The sequence below is a fragment of the Luteolibacter arcticus genome, assembly GCF_025950235.1.
GTDB classification, from domain to species: domain Bacteria; phylum Verrucomicrobiota; class Verrucomicrobiia; order Verrucomicrobiales; family Akkermansiaceae; genus Haloferula; species Haloferula arctica.
On sequence record NZ_JAPDDT010000026.1, the window covers coordinates 1 to 22,841 of the forward strand.

Consider the following 22,841-nt stretch of genomic DNA (forward strand, 5'->3'; position numbering starts at 1 on the left):
CGTTTCGAGGGGACTAAAAAGCCGATCGGGTTCGCCTTCTGTGAAGAAGAACCGCGATCGACTCTCGTCTCTCGCGCCGCGCTTGGTGCCGCGCGGCGGGGAGAACCTAGTCCGCCCGGAACGGAGGGGTCAATACCTTTTGAGATGTTTTTTCCGAACTTTTCGCCCCATTCCACGCAACGCATTGATTTTGCAGGATTGAGCGCAGGGAGAATTTTCCGGGCACCTTGCTACTAGAGGCGGCGTAGCTGCGAAATCGCCCTCATCGGATGCGGATTTTGCCTTCGGGACCCGTATCGAGGCGCTGCAGCCCTTGTATTTCCTTGGTTTGCGCGCCTTCGCGGAAGGACCCCATGCCGAACTACTATTTTCATAGTAGTTAACAACTGCTGCCGCTATCCGCCTAAATTCAAGGATCGCGACGCCGTGAATGACTGGGGCAGATCGCCATTCAACGAGGCCAAAAGGCCGCCGCGTTGCTCCCGCGGGCCTCACGCAGCGTGTGTCTCTATAAATAGGGGAATCGCCCCTCCCCCATGGCCGTGGCGGAGCGACTTTTAGCCAGTGAACGGACACGGAAAGGCCTCGCGGTCGCTCTCTGCCGGATCCGGACTCTCAAGAGACCGCAATGCGGGCCCCTTCCCTGGCACGGGATCCCCAGTTGCGGAGCGAACTCCCCAATCGATAGGATTTCGCGATGCGTGAACTTGCCCTCGAACCCTATTCGTCCCTCGCCGGCACCGATGCCGGTTCGATTGTCGCATTTGATGTGGGGGCGGACGGGATTCCCTACGTGGTGATCGCCGTGGGTCCACTGGACGATCGGACGACTCATGCAGGCGGTGCGATCTTCCCCAAGATCCGCCCCGAAGCTCCTCGAGGCTACCGGGTCTATCGCGCGGAGGCGGGTGCCACGAGACTGATCACGGCCATTGAGCGGGAAACGTTCAACATCCACCAAGTGCAGCCGATCGGCCACGACCAACTCCTCCTCGTCTGCTCGCGCTGCCAGTATCGCGAGGAGGGTGCCGACGAGAATGGCCGCTTCTCACGTGGACGGCCGTTTTCTTCAGGGAATCACCTTGGGAGACGGCGTTCAGGACGTTGCCGTGACGCCGGACGGCCTGATCTGGACCAGCTACTTCGACGAAGGCGTGTTCGGAAACCTCGGGTGGCCCGCTCCCTTAGGGAGCAGCGGCTTGGTCGCCTGGCGGCAGGACGGGACGGAGGCCTACGCGTATCAACCGGGCGACGGGCTCGACCACGTGTGCGACTGCTACGCCATGAATGCCTGCGGGAACGACGTGTGGATCTATTACTACACCGACTTTCCCTTGGTTCTGATCCGGGACGGTGCCATCGCGGCGCACTGGACTGTTCCGGTCAGTGGAGCGGACGCGTTCGCGATCTCCGGCGACCACGCCCTGTTCCGGGGAGGCTACGACAACCCGGATGAATATCATCTGCTCGAGCTCACAAGGCCCTCCGCCACCCTGAGATCCAGGTTCCAGCTCCGCGACTCGCGGGGCGAGCTCATCAAAGCGGAGCGCGTGGCAGGACGAGGCGAGGCCCTGTTTCTCCTCAGGGGCCGGGAAATCTTCAGAATCACGGTGGCCGAAGCGCGAGAAGTGGCCGCAGTGGTCACAGGAAGCGCGGTGTGGCTTTCACCACGCCGCGCTTTGAAAACGCTCAGATCAGAAGATCAAGATCAGGCCGGAGCCCCCACGACCTCGCCGGGAAGGGGGCCACCGTCATCCGGCTTGTCCTCAGTGGGCTTGGACACCGGCTTCTTGCGGAATTCTTCGGGAACCGGCGGCGGCTTGGGCGCGCTGGGCGGATTGCGCATTTCCCCGTGCTCGATGAGGTCACGGACGTGCGCTCCGTCGAGCGTCTCGAATTCAAGCAGGGCGTTGGCGATGAGTTCGATCTTATCCCTGCCCTGCGTGAGGAGCGAGGTAGCCTGCTCGTAGGCCTCGTCGATGAAGCGCTTGATCTCTTCGTCGATAAGGCGGGCGGTGTCCTCCGAGTAATTGCGGGCCCGTGACATTTCGCGGGCGAGGAAGACGGGGCCGTCGCCATCGCCGTATTCGATCATGCCGAGCTTCTGGCTCATGCCCCACTCGCAGACCATGTGGCGGGCGAGCGAGGTGGCCTGGCGGATGTCGCCTGAAGCACCGTTCGAGACGTCGTCGGTGACGAAGGCCTCGGCAATCCGGCCGCCCATGGTGACCACAAGGTTGGCAAGGGCTTCCTTGCGCTGGATCGAGTACTTGTCTCCGTCCGGCAAATACATGGTCGCACCGAGGTACGGGCCGCGCGGGATGATGGTGACCTTGTGCAGCGGGTGCGTGTGCGGCAGCACCATATTGAGATAGGCATGGCCGGCCTCGTGCCATGCGGTGCCGATGCGCTCCTTGTCCGACATGGCCAGGCTGCGGCGTTCACGGCCCCAGCGGACCTTGTCGCGTGCTTCTTCCATCTCGGCCAACGTGACGGCGGAAAGCCCGCGGCGGGCAGCAAGAAGGGCCGCTTCGTTGATCAGGTTGGCCAGCTCCGCACCGGAGAAGCCGGGCGTGCCGCGGGCGATAACGCCGAGGTCGGTTCCCGGGGCCAGCTTGATCTTCTTCACGTGGACGCGGAGGATTTCCTCGCGGCCGTTCACGTCTGGAAGCGACACGGTGACCTGGCGGTCGAAACGACCGGGGCGCAGCAACGCGGGGTCAAGCACGTCCGGACGGTTGGTCGCGGCGATGATGATGACGCCCTCCTGGGTGTCAAAGCCGTCCATTTCCACGAGGAGCTGGTTGAGCGTTTGCTCACGCTCATCGTGGCCACCGCCCATGCCGTGACCGCGATGGCGGCCGACGGCGTCGATTTCATCGATGAAAATCAGGCAGGGAGCGTGCTTCTTGCCTTGCTCGAACATGTCGCGGACGCGCGAGGCACCGACACCGACGAACATTTCCACGAAGTCCGAGCCAGAGATCGAGAAGAACGGCACGTCCGCCTCACCGGCGATGGCGCGGGCAAGCAGGGTCTTGCCGGTGCCCGGAGGACCGACCATCAGCACGCCTTTTGGGATCGAGCCGCCGAGCTTCTGGAACTTGCGGGGATCGCGAAGGAAATCGACGATTTCCCAGAGTTCCTCCTTAGCCTCTTGAATGCCAGCGACATCCTTGAAGGTGACCTTGTTGTGATCGCGGGTCAGCAGGCGAGCTTTGGATTTCCCGAAGGACATCGCGCCACGGCCGGCGGCTTTCATCTGCTGGCGGAACAGGAAGAACAGCAGCAAGACGATCAGCAGGACCGGCAGGAACGTGAAGATCGCGCTCTTGAGGAAGTCGTTGTTGGGCTCGTAGATGCCGTTGTCGCGAAGCAGGAAACCCAGCTCGTCGCCAAGCATCATCACTGGAGCCACCACCTTGAATTGCTTCGGCGCAGCGGCCTTGGCGTCGGCGGCAGGGGCCGGGGCGGCGGGGATATCGCGAATGCCCACGACCACACCGAGGTTGCCGTCCGACGAGTAAACCGTGAGCGGTGCCTTGTCATCCAGCGGCTTGATTTCGCCGAGGGCAGCCGCACGACGGAAAGCGGCTTCGGAAAGCTCCACGGTCTCCACCCCCGGCTCCGGAGCAGGCTCACGGCTGAGGCGGAAGACCACGGATTCACCGAGAATCTCGGCCACGTTCTCGGTGCGGACGGTCGCGCGGATCGTCTTGCGGCCGGGCTCTTCCCCCGGGCCACGCTCGGGCGAAGTGCGGAGGAACCCATTGATGACCGCATTATAAGCGGTGTCCTGAGTAGTGACCTTCAGCGGAAATTTCGGATCGTTGCGGTAGACCATCCCCTTGTCCCAATTGCTCTTGAACTCGGCAAAGGACAGCGGCTGGGTTGTCGAATTCACCGAGGGGCCGAATACGGCGAGAGCCAGGATGAGAAACGCGGCACTAAGGAGAATCGCGAGGCGCCAGTTGAATCCAGGCGGGTCGTTCGGTCCGCGCGCGCCAGAACCCTGCGGCGGACGGTTTTGAGACGGGTCAGACATGATTGATGAGGAAATCGCCCTTTTTACGGTCGCCGCAGGCAAACAAGCATCTACGGGGAAGACAGTGCAGAGGGCGCGACAGGGTAGCGCGACATTGCCGAAAGAAAACCCAATTTTTTCCGGCGCTCTTGCCGGTCCGGCAAGCGTTTGCCATGGATGGCGCGGATGGATCATCACGCGGCTCCCGACGAGACCCCGGAACCGCGGAAGGGTCCGGGCCGCGGGACATGGTGGCAACGTCGGCGCTCGGCCAGTGCGAGCAGCTCGCGGGTGCTCGGCCTGCTGGTGGATGCCTTTGCGGGTTTCGCCACCTTGGACGGCCGGCTGGATGCCGATGAGGCTGACCTGATCCTCGACCTGCTGCGCAGCGCCTTCCCCGAGGCCGACCACAGTTGGCTGGCACGGCGGGTCCAACGGGCGGTCCGCGAACAGAAGCCCCTCGCCCGTACCGCCTTGGACCTGCGCGAGTTGCTGGACGACCCGCAGAAAATGGCGGTCGGCCTGCAGCTCTACACGCTGGTCGATGCCGTGGGCCGCTCGGAAAGCAGCCGCAGCTCCTTTGAAATCTTCCTCCGCCGCCTCGGGCGGCCGGACCATGCGCGGCAGATCCTCGCGGAGATGTCGGGCGAGGAAACCGGCGAACATCCTGGCTTCGAGCGGCTCGTCTTCGGGGCCGGCGAGACTGTCGACGTCGAATTGCCCGCCGAGGCGACCGGTCACGCATTTCGCGTCTATCGGACCGCCGATCTGGTGCTGGTCCGGAATACGGGCGAGCATCCGCTGTGGGTCCGCGGGCGGTCGCTGGAAAGCGGCGCCTTCCTCCGCATGCGGGAACGCCAGCAAATCGTGCTCCCCGGCTGGACCCTGACCGCGGAAGACCTGGTTTTCTTCCTCAACGTCAAGCTGACCGGCAAAAGCCCCGCCATTTTCCTCGCCAGCACGGACGAGGGACTGAGCAGCGAACGCGCCCGCAGCCGCCAGAGCGAGGTCCGCATCCGCTTCGGCCTGCAGGCGGAGATCGAGGCGCTCAAGCCCACCCAGTTCATCATCGAGGGCATCGGCCCGCTGTTCCCGAACAAGCCCGTCTTCTGCGACCATCACCAGCGACTTTCCGACCCCGAGGGGGTATCGATCACACTCGATGCCCTGCGCCGCCGGCGCGCCGAGGCAGGCGGCCGGTTCCGCTTGGAGCCGGATCAGCGCGACTTCCGCGTTTCCAATGACCCCTCGGTCCTCGAAAGCGGCGACCTGCTGCTCGCCCCGGGTTTCTCCCCGCGGGTCGTGCTGCGGATCCGCTTCGATTCCGAGCGCCGCACCGGCGATGTCTTCATCCGCGAGGCCGAGGGCAGTGTCACCGCCGATGGCGTGCCGGTGAAGTCCTCCGCGCCGCTGCGCGACGGCACCATCATCCGGCTTTCCCGCACCCAGGCCCTGCGCTGCCGGTTCAGCGAGGGCATCATCGATGAAGAGCGAAATCTCATCGAAGCGCTCAAGGTGCAGGACCTGATCCACCAATTCGTTCCCGGCACCCGCGCGCTGGACAACGTCAACTTCGAGGTCGGGCGCGGTGAGATGATGTGCATCATCGGTCCCAGCGGCAGCGGAAAAAGCACACTCCTGTCGGTGCTGGCCGGCCAACTCGAGCCGACCCGCGGCCGCGTCCGTCTCAACGAGTCCTCCCTCTATCAGAACCGCCTCGAGCTGATCCGCTTCATCGCGAACATGCCGCAGGAGGAAGCGCTCAATCCCCAGCTCACGGTGCGCGAGCACCTGCGGCAGGCCACCACCATCCGGCGGCCGTTCCTCTCGACGGAAGAGATCGAAAGACGCGCCGACGGCATCCTCGCGGAGTTGGGCCTACAGGCGATCGCCCGCCGCCGGGTTGGCTCGCCAGGTGAAAAGACCCTCAGCGGCGGCGAGCGCAGCCGTCTCAACCTTGGTCTCGACCTCGGCAGCGCCGCGGAGGTTTTCCTCTTCGACGAACCGATCTCCGGGCTCTCGTCCAAGGACTCCGAGCACGTCGCCGAAACCCTCCGCTCGCTGGCCCGCGACAAGATCGTCATCGCCTCCCTCCACCGGCCGGGCGCGACGGTGATGAACCTTTTCGACAAGGTGCTGCTGCTCGACACCGGCGGCCGGGTCGCTTTCTTCGGCTCGCCCGCGGCGATGATCGCGTATTTCCGCGAGACCGCGGACGAACTCGGCATCTCCCACCCTGCGATTGCGGCGAATATCCCGCTCGGCGCGGACTTTGTCTTCGACGTGCTGGAAACCCCGCTCGCCCAGATCGGCGGCGGCCAGAATCCCTCCGCCGCACGACGTTTCCCGCCGAACTATTGGCAAGAACGCTTCGAGAGCGAATCGCTGGTCCACGCGCTCGGCGATACCGCCCCGCCGTCGCTCATCGAAAGCACCGACACCTCGCTGCCCTCCGTCCACGTCGCCACCGGCTTCGGTCGCCGGGTGACGCGCGCGTGGGCCCAGTTCGCGACCCACTTCCAGCGCTCGCTCTTCTCGAAGATGCGCAACCGCGGGACGCTCTACTCCACCCTGCTGGAGGCACCGCTGCTGGCCATGCTGATCGGCGTGACCCTGCGCTCGTCCAAGGAAGGCGCCTACGAATTCCCCACCGCCCTGCACGTTCCGGCCTATTTGTTCCTGTCGGCCACGGTGGCGATGTTCCTGGGGCTCACCAACTCCGCCACCGAGATCCTGCGGGATCGCCCGGTGTTGCGTCGCGAGCGGAATTGCCGCGCCAATCCCCTGCTCTACGTCGGCGCGAAATTCTGCGCGCTGGGGCTGGTCGCCGCCGCCCAGTGCTTCGTTTATACGCTCATCGGTCACTTCCTGCTGGAGATCCGCGGCACCGTGCCGAGCCAGTGGCTATGGATGACGCTCACCGCCTGCACCGGCACCGGCCTTGCGTTGCTGGTGTCGTCCATCGTCAAGACCGAGCGCGCCGCGCTGACCGCCGTGCCACTGCTGCTGGTCCCGCAGATGCTGCTGGCCGGCGCGCTGGTCCCCTTCCGCGAGATGAACCGCGGGCTCTTTGAAAACAGCGGGATCGAGCGCGAACGGGGCGGCGTCCCCGTCCCTTCCGATTTCATGCCGCTGCGCCATGCCTACGAGGCAATGGTCGTCACCCAAGCCACCCGCAATCCCTACGAGATCGAACGCATCCGCATCCAGCGCCGCGTCGATGCCATCAAGGAAATGCCGAGCCCGCTGGAGCCCGCCGTGGAGGAACGTCTCCAGCTCATGCTCCAGGCCTTGGTCAAACTCGGCGGTGCCCAAGCCACCACCGCTCGCAACGCCGAGGACCTGGCCGAGCGTATCAATATGCTGGCCCGAGGTGGCACCCGGCTGGAGATCGACTCGCTCAGGGTCCGCAACAAGGACGTGCTGGCCCGGCCGATCACCGAATTCTTCGTCAACGACCGCATCGACCTGCTGGTTCGCGAGGCCGAGACCTTCCGCCTCGACTACCGGAACGAGGACAAGCCCCGCCACATCTTCCTCGGCCTGAAGAAACCCGTCGCGGGGGACTGGGTGGACACCGTCGACTACGACAGCGCGATCTTGATCCTCGTGATCCTTGGCACCGGTCTCGCGACCTCCGCGGTGCTGGGGATTCAGAACCGGCGGACGAGGTGATGGGCAGTCAATCGTCCGATAAAGTGACGCGCTGAATCGGAGTGCGGTCCGGCAGATCCTGATTTTTCCGGGCGATCTGGCCAAGTATGCTGCAATGCACGGACAAATCCGTGGGCTCAAAATTCTCCGGTTCCACCTTCCCTCCCAGCATCGGCGGAACCTTGTAGCTGAAGCACTGGCCCGGAGCGAGTTGCTTGCCGCTTGCGAGAAGGTCGCCGACCAGCTGCGGCAAGAACCACTCGTTCACTTGGTTGGGCTGCTGGAGAAGCTCCCGGAACTCCTCATGCGAGCCCGCTACCACGGAGAGTTGGCCCGCGCCGGTGTCGAGCCACAGGACCTGGCCCGTTTCGTCCCGCAGGAAGAGATCACCCAAGGATCCCGCCAACATGAATTCGGTCCGCTCACCCACCAACCACCGCCAATCACTCAGAAGTTCGCCCGCCTTCTCGGGATCGAATTGGACGGTCAGTTCCTTCCAAGTGATGTGCATGGGGTCTTCTGGAGACTTATTTCGGCTCGCCGCAGTTCGGGCAGGCGTCGTCCGTCGCAGCAATCAAGATGCCGCAACGCTTGCAATCGGCAGGCTTTCCGGATCGGTCGGGCTTAACGACCCGGGGCTCCCGGAACCACTCCATGCGACCGTAGGTCAGACAAGTGAATGCTCCGACATCCTCATCCGACCAATCGAATCCGAGAAAGCTACTGCGGCTGGAATCCAGCGTAACCCGGGTCCTCTCGAAATCTTCGCCTCGACAATGCGGGCAGCGCAGAACGTGACCGTTGACGTACATGACCGGATAATCACGCCCCTTCCGGCGTGGCCGCCTGCTTCAGCGCCGCGGCGATTTCCGCGACCACCACGGCCGTCAGCGGCCGCGGAACCACGGTACCCAGAACCAGCCAGCCAAAGGGCGTTTCGACCGGGACGACTTCGAGCACCTCGTTCGCTCCGATTTTCACGTGCACATTCCCGGCCTGCCCGGCCACCGGGCGGTAGGCTTGGGCGAGGCTGCGGGCGAGGAAGTGCATCCGCGCGTAGGCGGGGTCCTCCATGACCGGCTTCCCCTCGCGATCGAGGATGAAGACGCCGCGCGCACCGGTGTGGCGGATCAGGGCGTCGCGAAAACGGGCGAGGCGGACCAGCAGCGGACCGCGGCCGGGCGGCAGCGGCTCAGCGGACGGCGGCGTGGGCTCCACCGGCGGGAGCGGCTCACCCAGCTCGGATTCAAAGACTTCGTCCGCAGGCAATTCCGGGACGACGGCGACGGGGGCGGGAGGCCGCGGTGCGGATCCAGCAAAGCCGACGAACTCGGTGCCGAAACCGGCATCGGGCGAGTCCGTGACCTCCGGTTCGGTGCTATCGGCCAGCAGGCGTTCGGCCAAGCGCCGGACCGCCGAGGCATCGATCCATGGTTCAAGCGGATCCATCGCGGCGAGGAGAGACAGGGTGGCCGGCGCGTTCCAGTTTGGCTTCGATCTCCGCGCGAAGGGCATCGAAGACCGCCAAGGCACCCGCGCCATCTTCCAGCACGCCGACCGGCAGGCCGCGGGCGCTGGCTTTCACAAAAAGTCCGTCGCGCGGGATCATAGTGCGCAGGACGAGGTCCTCGGGCAGGATCTGGCGCAATGCTTGGACAGACTCGCGACTTTCCGCCATATCGTTCTGGACCATGGTCATCAGGACGCCGAGCACGATCAGCCGTGGGTGAATGACTCTCAGTCGATTAAGACCTTCCAGCATCTTTGGCACGGAGCGGATGCCCAGCGGCTCCGCTTGCTGAGGGACCAGCACCGCATCGCTGGAGGCGATGATGTCGGCGGTGAGGCCGAAGAGCCCGGCGGGCGTATCGACGAGGCAGATGTCGAAGCCCCGGGCCTCGACCGCGCGCAGGAACCCACGAACGCGCGCAAGATGGGCACCGGTGGGCGCGCCACCGACCTCGTAGTCGCTGGCCTGACCGGCGGCGACCAAGGTGAAAGTCTCAAGCCGGGTCGGCACCAGCAACCTCTCCAGCGGGATGCCCGGGTCGGCGAGGTAGTCGTAAAAGCCGGACAGCATGCGCGACTGGCGGGTCAGCGAAAGACCCACCGAGCCCTGAGGATCAGCGTCCACCAGCAAGGTTCTCAGGCCCGCGCGGGCAAAGGCATGGGCCATGTTGATCGAGGCGGTGGTCTTGCCCACGCCTCCTTTTTGACTGGAAACCGCTATACTGATCACGCTGTTAGCTCCGGGGAAATCGCTGCCGCAGCGTAGCTTCGGCTTGTAAGCACGGAAGCCTTTTCTGCACGCTGCGACTGCCCCCTCCCTACCCTTGCCCGCCGATGTCAAATGTCGCTCCTCTCGCCTGCCTAGTTGCCCTGACGGTCGCCACCACCTCCTGCCGGGAAAACGATGCCTCGGCCGCAGCAAAGGCCGGTCCGCCACCGGTGATCGCGCCGGAAATGCAGGCCAACCAGATGACCACCGGACCCCAGGGTCTGGCGGCAGCCCGCAAGAACTCACCCGTCCACTGGCAGCATTGGGAGCCGGCGGTGCTGAAACGCGCGACGGATGCGCGGCGGCTGGTGTTCGCTTTCGTGGGTAGCGCCCAGTATCCGGGCTGCCTGGAAGCGCTGGAGGCAATCGACCGCGACCCCGAGCTGGTTTCCCGCCTCAATGCGGACTTCCTCCCGGTGCTGGTGGACATCGAGGTGGCCCGCGAGACGGGCATCGTCGCCGGGCTGCTGAGCGAGGAAATCCGGATGCCCGTGTCATTCCCCTTCCTGCTGGTGCTGTCGCCCGAAGGCAACGAGGTAACGTGGCGGCCGATCGCCTACTCACCCGGCAGCGATTTCAAGAAACTCTTCGATGGGGCGACCGATGTGATCGCGAAAATGTGGACGGAGGATCCCCAGTACAACCTGCGCAACAGCCGCGCCGACCACGAGCAGCGCCTGAAACGGATCGTCTTCCCCGATACGGTGGCCGATGTTGCGACGCGGGACGCCTTCCTGATCAGCGCCACCCGGCAACTGATGAGCCAGTATGACCCGGACATCGGCACCTTGTCCGGCACCGGCGGCTTGTTTCCGCTGGGCAGCCTGCAGTGCTTGGCCTCGTCCTCGAACGATCCGGCGATCCCCGCGGATCTGGCCGGGCGCTGCCGCGAGGCGGTGACGGCATTCAGCAAGCACGTCCTCTATAGCCCGATGGTCGATCCACTGGACGGCGGCGTGTATTCCAGCCGTCGCGGGAATGCCTGGGACCTGCCGATGCCACAGCGGACCTGCATGACGCAGGCCCGCGCTGCCCGTGCCTTGGTCAGCTTGCATGCGTCAATTGGCGAGGCGCGCCCGCTGGAGGTGGCGCTGGGGGCGGTAAAATACGCCGAGGAGCAATTCGCCATGCCGGACGGCTTGTTTTCCAATCAGCGACAGCCCACGCCCACGGTGCTTCGCGACGGCCTGTGGACTCGCGAGCAGATCGATGCCGCGCTTTCCCCGCAGGAGGCCGCGCTGTGGAAGGCGCTCTGCGGGGTCCAGGATCTCGGAAATCTGGCGAGCGAGGCGGATCCACAGCGGGAGTTCTTCCGGTTGAATTCGCTCGGCATGCGGGTGTCCCTCACCGAGGCCGCGGCGAAAGCGAAGCTGGACGCGGCCCAAGCGCCCGGGCTGTTTGAAAGCGGCCGCAAGAAGCTGCTCGCGGCCCGGCTCACGCGCTTGCCGCAGCCGCCACCGGCCGCGGCGGGTGCCGCGTCACCCAGCTTCCGCATGGTGTCCGCCTACGCGGCCCTGTTCACCGCGACCGGCGAAGTTGCATGGCGGGACAAGGCGCTGGCACTCGCGCAGCGGGCCTGCGAGACCTTTTCCAAGGATAACCTGCTGGTGGAACAGGCCCCGCCGGTCCCTGCGTCCGTGGCGGACGCACGGGCCTTCACCTACGCACTCGCCATTCAGGCAGCCCTGGATTTGGCGGAAATCACGCTCGATGACACCTGGCGGCTGTGGGCTGGGGATCTGGCGACGGTGGTGGCAGAGCAATTCCGCAGCGACGATGGCCGGTTGATCGAGGCTCGTCCGGCATCGACGCCGATCAAGCTGCCAATCGCGGACCGCATCATGCTTTTCGATGACTCTACCGCCGGCCTCATGAGGATGAATGCGGCCCGCCTTGAAGCGCTGGGCCAGCCCCCGCCGCCGGAAATGGCGAAACTGGCACGCTCGCTGCCACCCGCGGGGATCCAACCGGTCGTCGTGACGGATTCGATTTTGGCGATCTCGTTTGGCCGCTCGCGGGCCATCGTCGAGCTCCCGGCCGATCCATCCCCGGAATGGCGCGAGGCCGCGGCAAAATTGCCGCTCGACCGCATCGCAAGGCGGATCGGCAAGGAGAGCGCGGTGAAAATCCGCCGTCCCGACGGCACCACTGCCACTGCGGCCACCCCGGCCGAACTTGCCGCGGCGGTCGGGGGCCCAAAACCCTGATGCGATTTTTCCTCTCGCATCCAGCCGGGGGCGTCGGATTGTTTTGCCCATCATGAAAGCCCACCGCCTTTTCCGCTACCTTCCCCTGCTGGCGATCGCCAGCGTCTCGGCCGACACCTTCGAGCTGAAGGACGGCACCACGATCGAAGGTACCATCCTCAAGGAGGACGGCAGCGACTACATCATCCTGGTGCAGGTCACCAAGTCCATCAAGGACGAGCGCCGCATCCCGAAGGCGAACGTGGTCAACCAGGTCGCGGAAAAGAAGGACGAGACGGAATTCCTGGAGATCGCGAAGCTGGTGCCCACGCGTGAGATGCAGACCGCCGAAGTCTATCAATCCCAGGTGAACAAGGTGGAGTCCTTCATCAAGAGGTATCCCCAGAGCGAAAAGAAGCCGGAGGCGCTCAAGGTGCTTTCCGTGCTGGAGAAGGAGTTCGACGTCGTGCAAGCCGGCGGCATCAAGTTCCAAGGCAAGGTGATTTCCGCCGCGGACCGGCTGCCAAAGGCCTATGCGCTCGATGCCGGGATCCAGGCCGCCGCGATGAAGGCCGCCGCCGACCAAGGTGACATGACCACCGCCCTGCGCGCGTGGTCGAAGCTCGAGACCGGCTTCCAGGGCAGCAGCGCCTACCGCCAGAACATCCCCTACGCGGTGAAGATCATGAAGGCGCAGTTGTCCACCGTCACCTCCAGCCTCGCCACCTTTGACGCTCGGACAAAACAGCGCGCCGATGGCCTGGCTGCCATGGGCGGCTCCGATCGCAGTCTCAGCACCGAGGCGATCCGGGAAGAGCAGGAGGCCTACATGGCTCGCCTCGAGCGGGACAAGGCCGCCGGCCACAAGTGGCCTCCGCTCGATCCCTACGTGAAAGCCCCGTTGGAAGAAACCAAGCGTTCGCTGGAGACCGAGATCCGCCGCTTGGAAAGCACCGGCACCGCCAATCTGCCGAAGTCAGAAGAGGCCTATGAAACCGCCTGGGCTGCCGTGACCAAGCAGGGTGCCACCCCGCAGGAGGTCTCCACCGCCCTCTCCGCCGCTAGCAGCGCCAGTCTCCCGCCCGCCTACTTGGACATGCTCAAGAAAGCCGCACCCGCGACGCCCGCTCCCTGATTTTTTCTGCTCATGTTTGCCCGCTCTTCCCGCCAAAACCGCCAGACGGCGGAGACCCGCATCGACCTCTCCATCGACCTTGATGGAGAAGGTATTTCCAGCATCTCCACCGGCATTGGTTTCTTCGACCACATGCTGACGCTGTTCTCGCGCCACGGGTCGTTCGACCTGAACCTCGACGCGAAGGGCGATCTGGAGGTCGACTTCCACCACACCGTGGAAGACACCGGCATCACGCTGGGCGAGGCAATGCGGGAAGCGCTCGGCGACAAGCGTGGCATCCGCCGCTACGGCTGCTGCTACCTGCCGATGGACGAGACGCTCGCCCGGGTGGTGGTGGACCTGAGCAACCGCCCGCACTTGGAATTTCGCGCCGCGCCGAACACGCCTTCGGCGCCGAATTTCCCGTTCACGCTCGTGGAAGAGTTCTGCCGTGCGCTGGCTTCGAATCTGCGGGCGAACATCCATGTCGAGCTGCTCTACGGCCGCGATGGCCACCACATCGCCGAGGCCATCTTCAAGGGGCTTGCCCGCGCCTTGCGCGAGGCATGCGAAAAAGATCCGCGAGTGAAAGGCATCCCGAGCACGAAGGAGGCACTGTGAAAGTCGGAATCATCGACTACGGCGCGGGCAACCTGCGCAGCGTGGCCAACGCCGTCCAAGCGCTGGACATCGAGCCCATCCTTGTTTCCTCCGCCGAGGAAATGGAAGGGCTCACGCACCTCATCCTGCCGGGCGTCGGCTCATTCGGCGACTGCATGGCGGAGCTCGAGAAGCGCGGCCTCATCGGACCGATCCGCGATTGGGTCGCCTCCAACCGGCCCTACTTCGGCATCTGCCTCGGCTATCAGATTCTCTTCGAGGAAAGCGTGGAGGCTCCGGGCGTGCCCGGCCTCGGCGTCTTCCGCGGAAAGGTCGTCCGCTTCACCGAAGACGGCCGCAAGATCCCCCACATGGGCTGGAACGCCGCCGAGCCGGTCTCGCTTGCCGACCCGATGTGGGAAGGCCTTGGCGGTCAGCCGTATTTCTACTTCGTCCACTCGTATTTCCCGGTGCCGGAGGATGAGAACATCATCGCGATGACCACCGAATACGGTGAGACCTTCGCCAGCGCGATCCGCTCCAGAGCCGTGGTGGCGACGCAGTTCCACCCGGAGAAAAGCCAGCAGGCTGGGCTGAAGCTGTTAGGGAACTTCCTCGAGGTGGGGGTGCCAGTGGAGGACTAGCTCAGCCACGCCAAAAACTCGCGGTTCCCGTCGGTGCCGGTGATCGGCGAGTCGATCAGCCCCTTCCACTCGCGGCCGAGTTCCCCGGTCACGAAGGCGCGGATCTTTTCCACCGCCCGCTGGTGCAGCTCGGGATCACGGACGATGCCGCCCTTGCCGATATCCTCCCGCTCCAACTCGAACTGGGGCTTGATCAGGCAGACGATACAGCCGCCCTCCTCCAGCACCCCGAAGGCGGCCGGGAGGATCTTGGTCAGTGAGATGAACGACAGATCCATCACGATCATCCTCACCTTCTCGCCCAGCGTCGAAACTTCGAGCCCGCGGGCATTGAACTGCTCCTTCACCACCACCCGAGGATCGGTGCGGAGCTTGTAGGCGAGCTGGTTGGTGCCCACGTCGATCGCGTGGACCTTCACCGCGCCGTGCTGGAGCAGGCAATCGGTGAAGCCGCCGGTGGACGCCCCGATGTCGAGACAGGTCCAGCCTTCGGGAGAAATCCCGAACGCTGCCAGTGCACCTTCCATCTTCAATCCGCCGCGGCCGACGTATCTCGGCTTTTCCTTCACCTCCAGCGGGGCGTCCTCGGGAAACTTGGTGCTCGGCTTGTCCACGATGCGGTCGCCGCTGCGCACCTCGCCGGCGAGCACGAGGCGCTTGGCCTGTTCGCGGGATTCGCACAAGCCACGGGCGACCAGCAGGGCATCGACTCGTTCTTTTTTCACGGTTGGGAAAGGGATTCACCGCCAAGACGCCAACGACGCCAAGTCCGGAATGGAAATCTCCGCTCATCCTCGGCGAACCTGGCGTCTTGGCGGTTCCATTTTCCCCTCCAAACCCCTCACCACTCGCGACTTGCCCCCGGCGGCGACTTCCCCTTTCCTCCCGCGCGTGACCCGCCACCGCACCGACGACCTCCGTATTTCCGGCCTGAACCCGCTCATTTCGCCGGCGATCCTGAACTATTTCCTGCCGGTGTCGGAAGAAGCCTCCGAACTCGTCGCCTCCGCCCGCTCCCAGTCCGAGGCGATCCTGAAAGGCGAGGACGACCGCCTGCTGGTCATCGTCGGCCCCTGCTCGATCCACGATCCCGAAGCGGCGATCGAATACGGCAAGAAGCTCAAGGCGGAAGCCGAGCGCCTTAAGGACGACGTCTTCGTGGTGATGCGCGTCTATTTTGAAAAGCCGCGCACCACCGTCGGCTGGAAGGGCCTGATCAATGACCCGCGGCTCGATGATTCCTTCGACATCAATCACGGCCTGCGCGTCGCCCGCGGCCTGTTGTTAGATCTCGCGAATCTCGGCATTCCCGCCGGCACCGAGTTCCTCGACACGATCTCGCCGCAATACATCGCCGACCTGATCGTCTGGGGTGCCATCGGCGCGCGAACCACCGAAAGCCAGGTCCACCGCGAACTGGCATCGGGCCTTTCGATGCCCGTCGGCTTCAAGAACGGCACCGGCGGCTCGATCCAGATCGCGCTCGATGCCATCCAGTCGTCGTCGCGCCCGCACCATTTTCTGTCAGTCACCAAGCAAGGCGTGTCGGCCATCGTTTCCACCACCGGCAACGACTCCTGCCACATCATCCTACGCGGCGGAAAGACCGGGCCGAACTACGAGAAGGAACCCATCGAGGAGGTCGTGAAGATGCTTTCCGAGCAAGGCCTGCCACCGCACGTGATGGTCGATTGCTCGCACGGCAACTCGATGAAGGACTACCGCAACCAGCCGCTGGTCGCGAACGCCTTGTGCAAGCAGATCGAGGAAGGTTCCAAGTCGGTCGTCGCGACCATGGTCGAGTCGAACCTAGTCGAAGGAAACCAGAAGCTGGTGCCCGACCTCGCGAAGCTCACCCGCGGCCAGTCCGTCACCGATGCGTGCATCGGCTGGGATGACACGGTGGCGGTGTTGGACAAGTTCGCCGCCGCGGTGCGGGCACGGCGCGCTCTCTGAGTGCTCAGTTCTCGCGAAAACGATTCCGCAACTCAGGCGCGGTCCCCCCGGCCAAAAGGGCCCGACGCCATCCGAACTCTGCACGACACGCGGGCCCGTCCAGAGCACCAAGTGGATCCACACGCTTCGGCCACGCGGTGGGTCGGACGCTCGGTTCACAAAAGTCGTGCCCATCAAGTCGCGAGCAGTAAGCTCCACCATGCCTTCGCCGACCCCTCACGCTGCCTTTCCCGGCGCGGTGTGGCCGGCCATCCCGCCGACGCCTGCGGCTGCGTTGCTTGCCGTGCTCGGGCAGTTGGCCGAAAGCCAGTTCATGACGGCGGATCAACTCGCGATGGCCCGCCGTCCGCAGTTGGAAGCATTGATGGCTCACGCCGCCGCGCAGTTGCCCTTCTGGCGCAAGCGCTTGAAGGCAGCCGGACTCGATCCGCAATCCGCGAAGAACGCCGCACTCAGCCTGACGGAATGGCACACGCGCTGGGCTGCCTTGCCGGTCCTGACGCGCGCCGAGGTGCAATCGCTCGATGCGCAATTGCGGGTCGCCAAGCTCCCCGATGGCCATGGTGTGGTGGGCGAGAGTGTCACCTCCGGTTCCTCCGGCCGTCCGGTGCGGATCGCCCGTAGCACACTGGATTACTTCTATTGGCAGGCGTTCCAACTGCGCGAGCACGTCTGGCGCGGCCGCGACCTCGCGGGCAGGTTTCTCACCATCCTTCGCGATGACAGCCGGCAGGTCATCGACGAGAGCATCCACCTGCGAAGCATGGCCGACTGGGGTCCGCCGGCCTCGGTGGTGTGGCCCACGGGAAAGAGCTTTCTGTTAGACTACCGCGCACCGATCCGCCTCCTGGTGGAAACCATCCGCGAACTTCAGCCCGACTACCTCTGCACCTTTCCCTCGCTGCTGATGGAAATCCTGCGCCACGCCCGTGGCGAAGGGATCGAGCTGCCGCCATTGAAGGAGGCGATCGGCGTGGGCGAGGCAAGCCCGCCCGAGCTGGCGGGACTCTGCCGGGAAGTCTGGAATGCCCCGCTGTGCAGCACCTACACCGCCGCGGAAACGGGTGCGATGGCCTATCAGTGCCGCGAGGGCGGCCGGTGGCACGTGCAGGCGGAGAAGTCATACATCGAGGTGCTGGATTCGGATGGCCGGCCCTGCGAGCCGGGTGAGACGGGACGCGTCATCGTGACACCGCTTCACAATTTCGCGATGCCACTGCTGCGCTATGAAATCGGCGACCTCGCCACGGTGGGTCAGGGGCCCTGCCCCTGCGGCCGCTCGCTGCCAATACTCGACGCGATTCCCGGCCGCGCGCGCGACCTGTTGATGCTACCCTCAGGCGAATTCCGCCCGCCCTACTACGGTCACCATGCGGTGATGCAGGTGCGGTCGATCCGCCAACACCAGGTCATCCAGACCTCGCGCCACCGGGTCTGCCTCCGCCTCGTGGTCGCCCATCCGCTGACCCGCGATGAGGAAGCGCATGTTCTCAAAAGCGCCCGCGATGCCCTCGGCGCGGGCTTTGAGGTCGATATCGAGTACATCGATGAAATCGTTCGCGGTCCCACCGGAAAGTTCGCCGAATTCGAGCGCCGTTGTTAGAGCCAGCTTTAACAGGTTTCGCGTCGTTTCACGCGAAATCCCGGCAGGATGCTTCTCCCCGCTGGCCTGGAGCGGCTACGCTTTTAGCGAAGTCCTTGTGGATAGGAATTCGAGAACAAAGACTCACGATGCGGCCCGTCGCCGCCAGTCAGCGACGGTCATGGACACGCCGCTACATGGGCAGACGCGCCGCTCTTGGCCGGTTTACCCGGCTCAGTGCATCTCCGGCACTGGCAGGTCGATCACTCGCTCAGCTTCCCAGCGTGTGACCTTGCCGTCCTTGTTGACGTCGTAGTGCTTCATCATGGCATCGAGTTCCATTGGCTCGAGCTTGGTCGTGCCCGCGCCGGCTTCCGTCACTCCTTGCTCGATCTCCTTGCGGGTCAGGCTGCCGTTGCCGTCGTAGTCGAAGCGATCGAACTTCTCCAGGAGCGACATCATCTTGCGGCCATGGGCAGCCTCGGTGTGTTCTTGATTGGCGCAGGAGGCGGCGAGCAGGAAGGGCAACAAGGCAAGGCGTTTCATCCGCAGATGTTCTTTCCCAAAGCCCCCGCCGGGACAAGCGGTAAAGCAGGTTGACCGGGCCAGCACCGCGGGGGAATGCTTGCCGCCGTGCGCGTCCGCATCCTTGCCGCCGGAAAACCCGCCCTGGCCTATGCCAAGAGCGGCGTGGACGAATATCTCAAACGGCTCGGCCGCTACGGCAGCTACGAGCTGGAATATCTGAAGGCCGGCGACTCCGCCACGGTCTCGGCAGCGCTGTTAGAACGATCGGCCGGGAACTTCCGCATCGCCATGGACGAACGCGGCGAGGTGCTCGCCACCCAGTCATGGGCGGACAAATTCGCCTCCCTCGAAATGCGCGGCGACGTGAAGGCGGTCAGCTTTCTGATCGGTGCCTCGGACGGCCACACGGAGGAACTGCGCCAGACCTGCGATGCGGTCTGGTCACTCTCGCGCCTGACCATGCAGCATGAGCTCGCGCTGGTCGTCCTGCTGGAGCAACTCTACCGCGTCGCCACATTGCGACGCGGCGAGCCGTATCACCGCTAGAGTCAATCCTCCGCCGGGATCGTCACCGGAATGACCACGGTATTATTCTCGTAGTTCGTCTCCGCGAGAATCCCATCCGGATTCACGGTCAGCTCGAGCTGGTAGTCACCGGCAGGCAGCGTATCGATCTCGATCCATTGGCCCGGCAGGCCACTGTCATAGGCGTCTCCCCAACCGGCTTGGATGCCTTGCTTGCTACAGTTGAAGCGTGTCCGCGAGTTCGCCCCGCGATCCCAGCGATTGGTGTCGAGCAGGCAGAAGCTGACCTTGCGGCCGGAGCGGAGTTCGTTGCCTTCCAGATCGAGCAAGCGCGACGCCGCGAAGCCCTTGAAGTGGTAGTGGCCGTGGCACTCTTGGAATTCGAAGAAGGGATTGCCCTCGGGATCGGGCATCACCATGTCAAAGCCGCCGATATTGCGGATCTCGGTGGTGTAGCGGAGCAAGCGGCGCTCACCCGCATCGATCATCCCTTCCTGCACCTCGCACGAGGCCGGATCGAAAGTCTCCGTGCTCGTGTAGGGCTCCAGCGTCAGGGCCCACGGCGTCAGATCCGCGCCATCGCCGGCGACGAGGGCCATGACAGTCCGGCCGGAGTAGGCGGTGGCGGCATCCACCGCGAGAAAGTAGTCACCAGCGGTGGTTTCCGGGATCACCACGCGAGTGGTGCCGCGGATGAAGGAGGTGTCGCCCTTGGCCGGCTTGCCGGTCGGCGGGATGCTCCCGTGGCGGACGGAAATGGTCGACTTCCCCTTCCCGCCTTCTGCAACCACCGACAGCCTTTGGCCGGCGGCGACCGGCACGCGGAACAGGTGCCGTCCGCCCTTCGCGCTACCGAGATGGTGGATCACGCCGAGGCTGTCCAAGTCACGGACTTCGCCAGCCGGATGGATCTGATAGAAGCCCTCGACGACGGGCCCCACCACCCCCTTGGAGGAGAACGAGCGGGCTTTCACCGTGGTGTCGCTGGTGATCGACAGGCTGGCGGGCGCGACCGGCGACGAAGCCGTCGGGTCACTGCCATCGAGGGTGTAGCGCACCGTCGCGCCCTTCGCCTTGAGAGTGCAGGTCGTGGCACCGGGGTAGATTCCGGGTGGCGGGTTCAGGACCGCCGCCGCCACCGCCCCTTTTGCCTGCTTCGTCACCGCCACCATCTTCACCCCGTTGTAGCCGCCATTGGCACCTTGGAGGCCGATGAACCAGACCCCTGCGCTCGGTGCTTCCACTTGGAGGCGCTGGCGAGTGCCGGGAAAGCGTGAGTCGAAATCCGCATCCGCGCCGCCGTAGCTCGGGTGGACGCTCTTCCGCAGATAGAGTTCCAGATTCCCGGTGCCACCGTTCGTCGTGACCGTCAGCCGCGCCGTGCCCTCCGGGACAACCACGCGGTAAACGATCATGCCGTGCGGATCGGTCGAGGTCAGCCCGGCCAAGGGCACTCCCCCCTGCACCACTTTCGGGAACGGCGTCACCTCGATATGGGCGATGACCGGTAGCGAACAAAGAACTCCGAGCAGGAGTGGCAGCAGCACTTTCATGGCGCGAAGCTTCGACCGTCTCCGGCCAAAGGAAAAGCCCAACTTCAGCGTAACATGCTGGTCGCCTTGTCCACCGCCTCGACCAGCTTTTCGACCTCCTCCGCGGTGTTATAAGCCGCAAATGACGCCCGGGTCGTGCCGGTGATGCCAAAGCGCGCCATCAGCGGCTGGCAGCAGTGATGCCCCGTGCGAACTGCAACGCCCATTTGGTCAATCAGCGTGCCCAGATCGTAGTGGTGCACCCCCTCGATCGCAAAAGAAAGCGCCCCCGCCCGGTCATCCGGCCCATAGAGCTTCACCCCCGGCAGCGACGAAAGCCCGTCCGCCGCCGCTTTGATGAGTTTCTTCTCATGTTCGGAGATCGCTTCAATCCCAACCCCATGGACAAAGTCGAGCGCCGCGGCGAAAGCGATCGCGCCCTCGATGTTCGGCGTCCCGGCCTCGTATTTGAAGGGCAGGTCGTTGTAGGTGGTCTTGGCAAAAGTGACCTCCTTGATCATCTCGCCGCCGCCGCGCCATGGCGGCAGGGCATCGAGCACCGCCCGCTTTCCCCAGAGCACGCCGATACCGGTGGGCGCATAGACCTTGTGGCCCGATAGCGCGACGAAATCGGCACCGAGCGCCTGCACGTTGATGGCCAGATGCGGCGCGGCTTGGGCGGCATCGATCACCACCAGCGAGCCCGCGGCCTTCGCGGCGGCGGTCATCTCGTGGACCGGGTTGACCGTACCGAAGGCGTTCGAGATCCAGTTGAACGCGGTCACCTTCGTCCGCTCCGAGAGCAGCCCGCGGAAGGCATCCTGATCGAGCGTCCCATCGTCGTGGCACGGGATCACCTGGAGCGTCGCGCCGCTGCGCTCACACAGCATCTGCCACGGCACGATGTTCGAATGATGCTCCAGCGTGGAAATCAGCACCTCATCCCCCGGCGACAGGGCCAGGATCGCGGCCACCAGATTGATCGAATCGGTCGTCCCGGCCGTGAAAATCACCTCGGCGGGATCGGCGGCATTCAGGTGGCGGGCGACCGTTTCACGGGCAGCCTCATGGGCGGCCGTCGCGGCGCGGGCCAGATGGTGGGTGCCGCGGTGGATATTGGCGTTGATCTCCTCGTAGTAGCGGCGCGAGGCGTCCAGCACCGCGAGCGGCTTCTGGGTGGTCGCCGCATTGTCCAGATAGACCAGCGGACGGCCGTTCACCTCTTGCGCCAGAATCGGGAACTCGGCGCGGATCGTGACGGAATCGAATGCCATGTGCGCGCAAGGGAAACGAGGCCCGGGCCGATTGCACGGGAAAAAACCAAATCAGGCCTGCGGCGGCAGGTGGTCCTGGCAGTATTCCTTGCCGTCCGGGAGCGTGAAGAATTCCAGATCCTCCGAATCGCGCTCGGTGCGGCCGCAGGACTCGCAGCGGTGGAAGGCCAACGCCTCCGGCCGGCTCGCGGTCTGGAACTTGCGGCGGCGGTGGGCCGCCTTCACCAGCGACTTGCGGCCATGGACCACGTCCGGCAGCACCCACAGCAGGTAGGGCACCATCGCCGGCACGGTCAGAATCAGGCTCATCGGATTCGTGATCGCGTTCAGGAGGAGCAGCACCCCGGAAAGCCAGCCCAGGAATCGAACTTGGATCGGAAACAGGAAAAAGAACGAGAACTCGACCCGCGGGAACAAGGTCGCGAAGGAAAGGAACAGCGAAGTATACAGCATGCTCCCGCTGCCAAGCAGGCCGGGATCGAACACAAACTGCGCAACCGCCAGGCCAATCCAGGCAACCAGGATGTAAAGGGTCAGCCGCGTGGCGCCCCACGCTTCCTCCAGCGAATCGCTGATGAGAAAGGAAATCTGGACGGCGAAAAACAGAAACAACACCCCGAACGGCGTGAATCGCTGCATTCCCATCGGCGCAAACAAGAACGTGAACACCCGCCACACCTCGCCGGAGAGGATCTTCGCACGGTCGAAGTCCAGCAAGAGCGCGATCTCCGGCCGCGCCCACTGGCAGGCATAGGCGATCACCCCGAGGAAAGTCAGGTACTTGAAGAGCCCCGGAAAATGGAGCCACTCCAAGCGTCGTTCGATCCAATCAAGCCATCGCACGCGGCGAAGCAAAGCCGGGCACCCGCAGGCTGACAAGGCGCAAGCCGGTCGCGGGGCAACAAGCCGCCACGGCAGCGCACCGGAGATCGCGTCGTTAG

At 64.6% G+C, this 22,841-nt stretch carries 17 protein-coding genes and 1 pseudogene; 9 read left to right on the forward strand and 9 right to left on the reverse strand.

Going from position 1 to position 22,841, the window contains the following annotated elements; genetic code table 11:
* Positions 1–1,037: 1,037 nt before the first annotated feature.
* Positions 1,038–1,589, forward strand: a pseudogene (locus OKA05_RS29575) (YxiH-YxzG fusion protein); the annotation flags it as partial.
* A 119-nt stretch (positions 1,590–1,708) separates the two neighbouring features.
* Here the strand turns inward: OKA05_RS29575 and ftsH are convergent.
* Positions 1,709–3,904: an ATP-dependent zinc metalloprotease FtsH gene (gene ftsH, locus OKA05_RS27970; RefSeq protein ID WP_319800673.1), complete on the reverse strand. Its 2,196-nt coding sequence runs from the start codon at positions 3,902–3,904 to the stop codon at positions 1,709–1,711.
* Between the two features lie 306 nt (positions 3,905–4,210).
* Here ftsH and OKA05_RS27975 point away from each other — a divergent pair, with 306 nt between their 5' ends.
* A complete protein-coding gene (locus OKA05_RS27975; protein WP_264490524.1) occupies positions 4,211–7,699 on the forward strand; it encodes an ATP-binding cassette domain-containing protein in 3,489 nt (1,162 codons plus the stop codon).
* Positions 7,700–7,706: 7 nt separating this feature from the next.
* Here OKA05_RS27975 and OKA05_RS27980 read toward each other — a convergent pair whose 3' ends face one another.
* From OKA05_RS27980 to OKA05_RS27990, 3 genes are all read right to left on the reverse strand, one after another.
* The gene (locus OKA05_RS27980) at positions 7,707–8,189 is read right to left on the reverse strand and encodes a DUF1851 domain-containing protein (protein WP_264490525.1); all 483 of its coding nucleotides are present in this window, start codon (positions 8,187–8,189) and stop codon (positions 7,707–7,709) included.
* A 311-nt stretch (positions 8,190–8,500) separates the two neighbouring features.
* A complete protein-coding gene (locus tag OKA05_RS27985) occupies positions 8,501–9,127 on the reverse strand; it encodes a hypothetical protein (protein WP_264490526.1) in 627 nt (208 codons plus the stop codon).
* A complete protein-coding gene (locus OKA05_RS27990; protein WP_319800674.1) occupies positions 9,114–10,124 on the reverse strand; it encodes a ParA family protein in 1,011 nt (336 codons plus the stop codon). Before OKA05_RS27990 ends, OKA05_RS27985 begins: the two co-directional genes overlap by 14 nt.
* On the opposite strand from OKA05_RS27990, the gene OKA05_RS27995 reads away from it, so the two are divergent.
* Genes OKA05_RS27995 through hisH form a run of 4 tightly spaced genes read left to right on the forward strand, consistent with a single transcriptional unit; the run spans position 10,022 to position 14,503 of the window.
* Entirely contained in the window at positions 10,022–12,163 is a 2,142-nt protein-coding gene (locus OKA05_RS27995; protein WP_264490528.1) for a DUF255 domain-containing protein, read from the forward strand. The genes OKA05_RS27990 and OKA05_RS27995 overlap by 103 nt on opposite strands.
* 52 nt (positions 12,164–12,215) lie before the next feature.
* Positions 12,216–13,277, forward strand: coding sequence for a PTPDL family protein (locus OKA05_RS28000; protein ID WP_264490529.1), 1,062 nt, complete (start codon positions 12,216–12,218; stop codon positions 13,275–13,277).
* 12 nt (positions 13,278–13,289) lie between these two features.
* Positions 13,290–13,880 (forward strand): imidazoleglycerol-phosphate dehydratase HisB, encoded by a 591-nt coding sequence (gene hisB, locus OKA05_RS28005; protein ID WP_264490530.1) that lies wholly within the window; start codon positions 13,290–13,292, stop codon positions 13,878–13,880.
* Positions 13,877–14,503, forward strand: coding sequence for an imidazole glycerol phosphate synthase subunit HisH (hisH, locus tag OKA05_RS28010; RefSeq protein ID WP_264490531.1), 627 nt, complete (start codon positions 13,877–13,879; stop codon positions 14,501–14,503). The genes hisB and hisH overlap by 4 nt, the downstream gene beginning before the upstream one ends.
* Here hisH and OKA05_RS28015 read toward each other — a convergent pair.
* Entirely contained in the window at positions 14,500–15,228 is a 729-nt protein-coding gene (locus OKA05_RS28015) for a TlyA family RNA methyltransferase (protein WP_264490532.1), read from the reverse strand. The two genes, hisH and OKA05_RS28015, sit on opposite strands and share 4 nt — an antisense overlap.
* Positions 15,229–15,394: 166 nt before the next feature.
* Between OKA05_RS28015 and OKA05_RS28020 the strand changes: the two genes are divergently transcribed.
* Positions 15,395–16,459, forward strand: coding sequence for a 3-deoxy-7-phosphoheptulonate synthase (locus tag OKA05_RS28020; RefSeq protein ID WP_264490533.1), 1,065 nt, complete (start codon positions 15,395–15,397; stop codon positions 16,457–16,459).
* Positions 16,460–16,658: 199 nt separating this feature from the next.
* Complete coding sequence (locus OKA05_RS28025) at positions 16,659–18,062, forward strand: phenylacetate--CoA ligase family protein (protein WP_264490534.1); 1,404 nt, start codon at positions 16,659–16,661, stop codon at positions 18,060–18,062.
* 213 nt (positions 18,063–18,275) lie between these two features.
* Here OKA05_RS28025 and OKA05_RS28030 read toward each other — a convergent pair whose 3' ends face one another.
* The gene (locus OKA05_RS28030; protein ID WP_264490535.1) at positions 18,276–18,587 is read right to left on the reverse strand and encodes an EF-hand domain-containing protein; all 312 of its coding nucleotides are present in this window, start codon (positions 18,585–18,587) and stop codon (positions 18,276–18,278) included.
* Between the two features lie 87 nt (positions 18,588–18,674).
* Between OKA05_RS28030 and OKA05_RS28035 the strand changes: the two genes are divergently transcribed.
* Entirely contained in the window at positions 18,675–19,115 is a 441-nt protein-coding gene (locus OKA05_RS28035) for a 23S rRNA (pseudouridine(1915)-N(3))-methyltransferase RlmH (RefSeq protein WP_264490536.1), read from the forward strand.
* Between the two features lie 2 nt (positions 19,116–19,117).
* Here OKA05_RS28035 and OKA05_RS28040 read toward each other — a convergent pair whose 3' ends face one another.
* From OKA05_RS28040 to OKA05_RS28050, 3 genes are read right to left on the reverse strand one after another with little or no spacing between them, the layout of a single operon-like run.
* The gene (locus tag OKA05_RS28040; RefSeq protein ID WP_264490537.1) at positions 19,118–20,647 is read right to left on the reverse strand and encodes a lysyl oxidase family protein; all 1,530 of its coding nucleotides are present in this window, start codon (positions 20,645–20,647) and stop codon (positions 19,118–19,120) included.
* Between the two features lie 44 nt (positions 20,648–20,691).
* The gene (locus OKA05_RS28045; RefSeq protein WP_264490538.1) at positions 20,692–21,900 is read right to left on the reverse strand and encodes an aminotransferase class V-fold PLP-dependent enzyme; all 1,209 of its coding nucleotides are present in this window, start codon (positions 21,898–21,900) and stop codon (positions 20,692–20,694) included.
* Positions 21,901–21,951: 51 nt separating this feature from the next.
* Positions 21,952–22,743 carry a hypothetical protein gene (locus OKA05_RS28050; protein ID WP_264490539.1) on the reverse strand — a complete coding sequence of 264 codons (792 nt, stop codon included), beginning with the start codon at positions 22,741–22,743 and terminating at the stop codon, positions 21,952–21,954.
* Between the last annotated feature and the right edge of the window lie 98 nt (positions 22,744–22,841).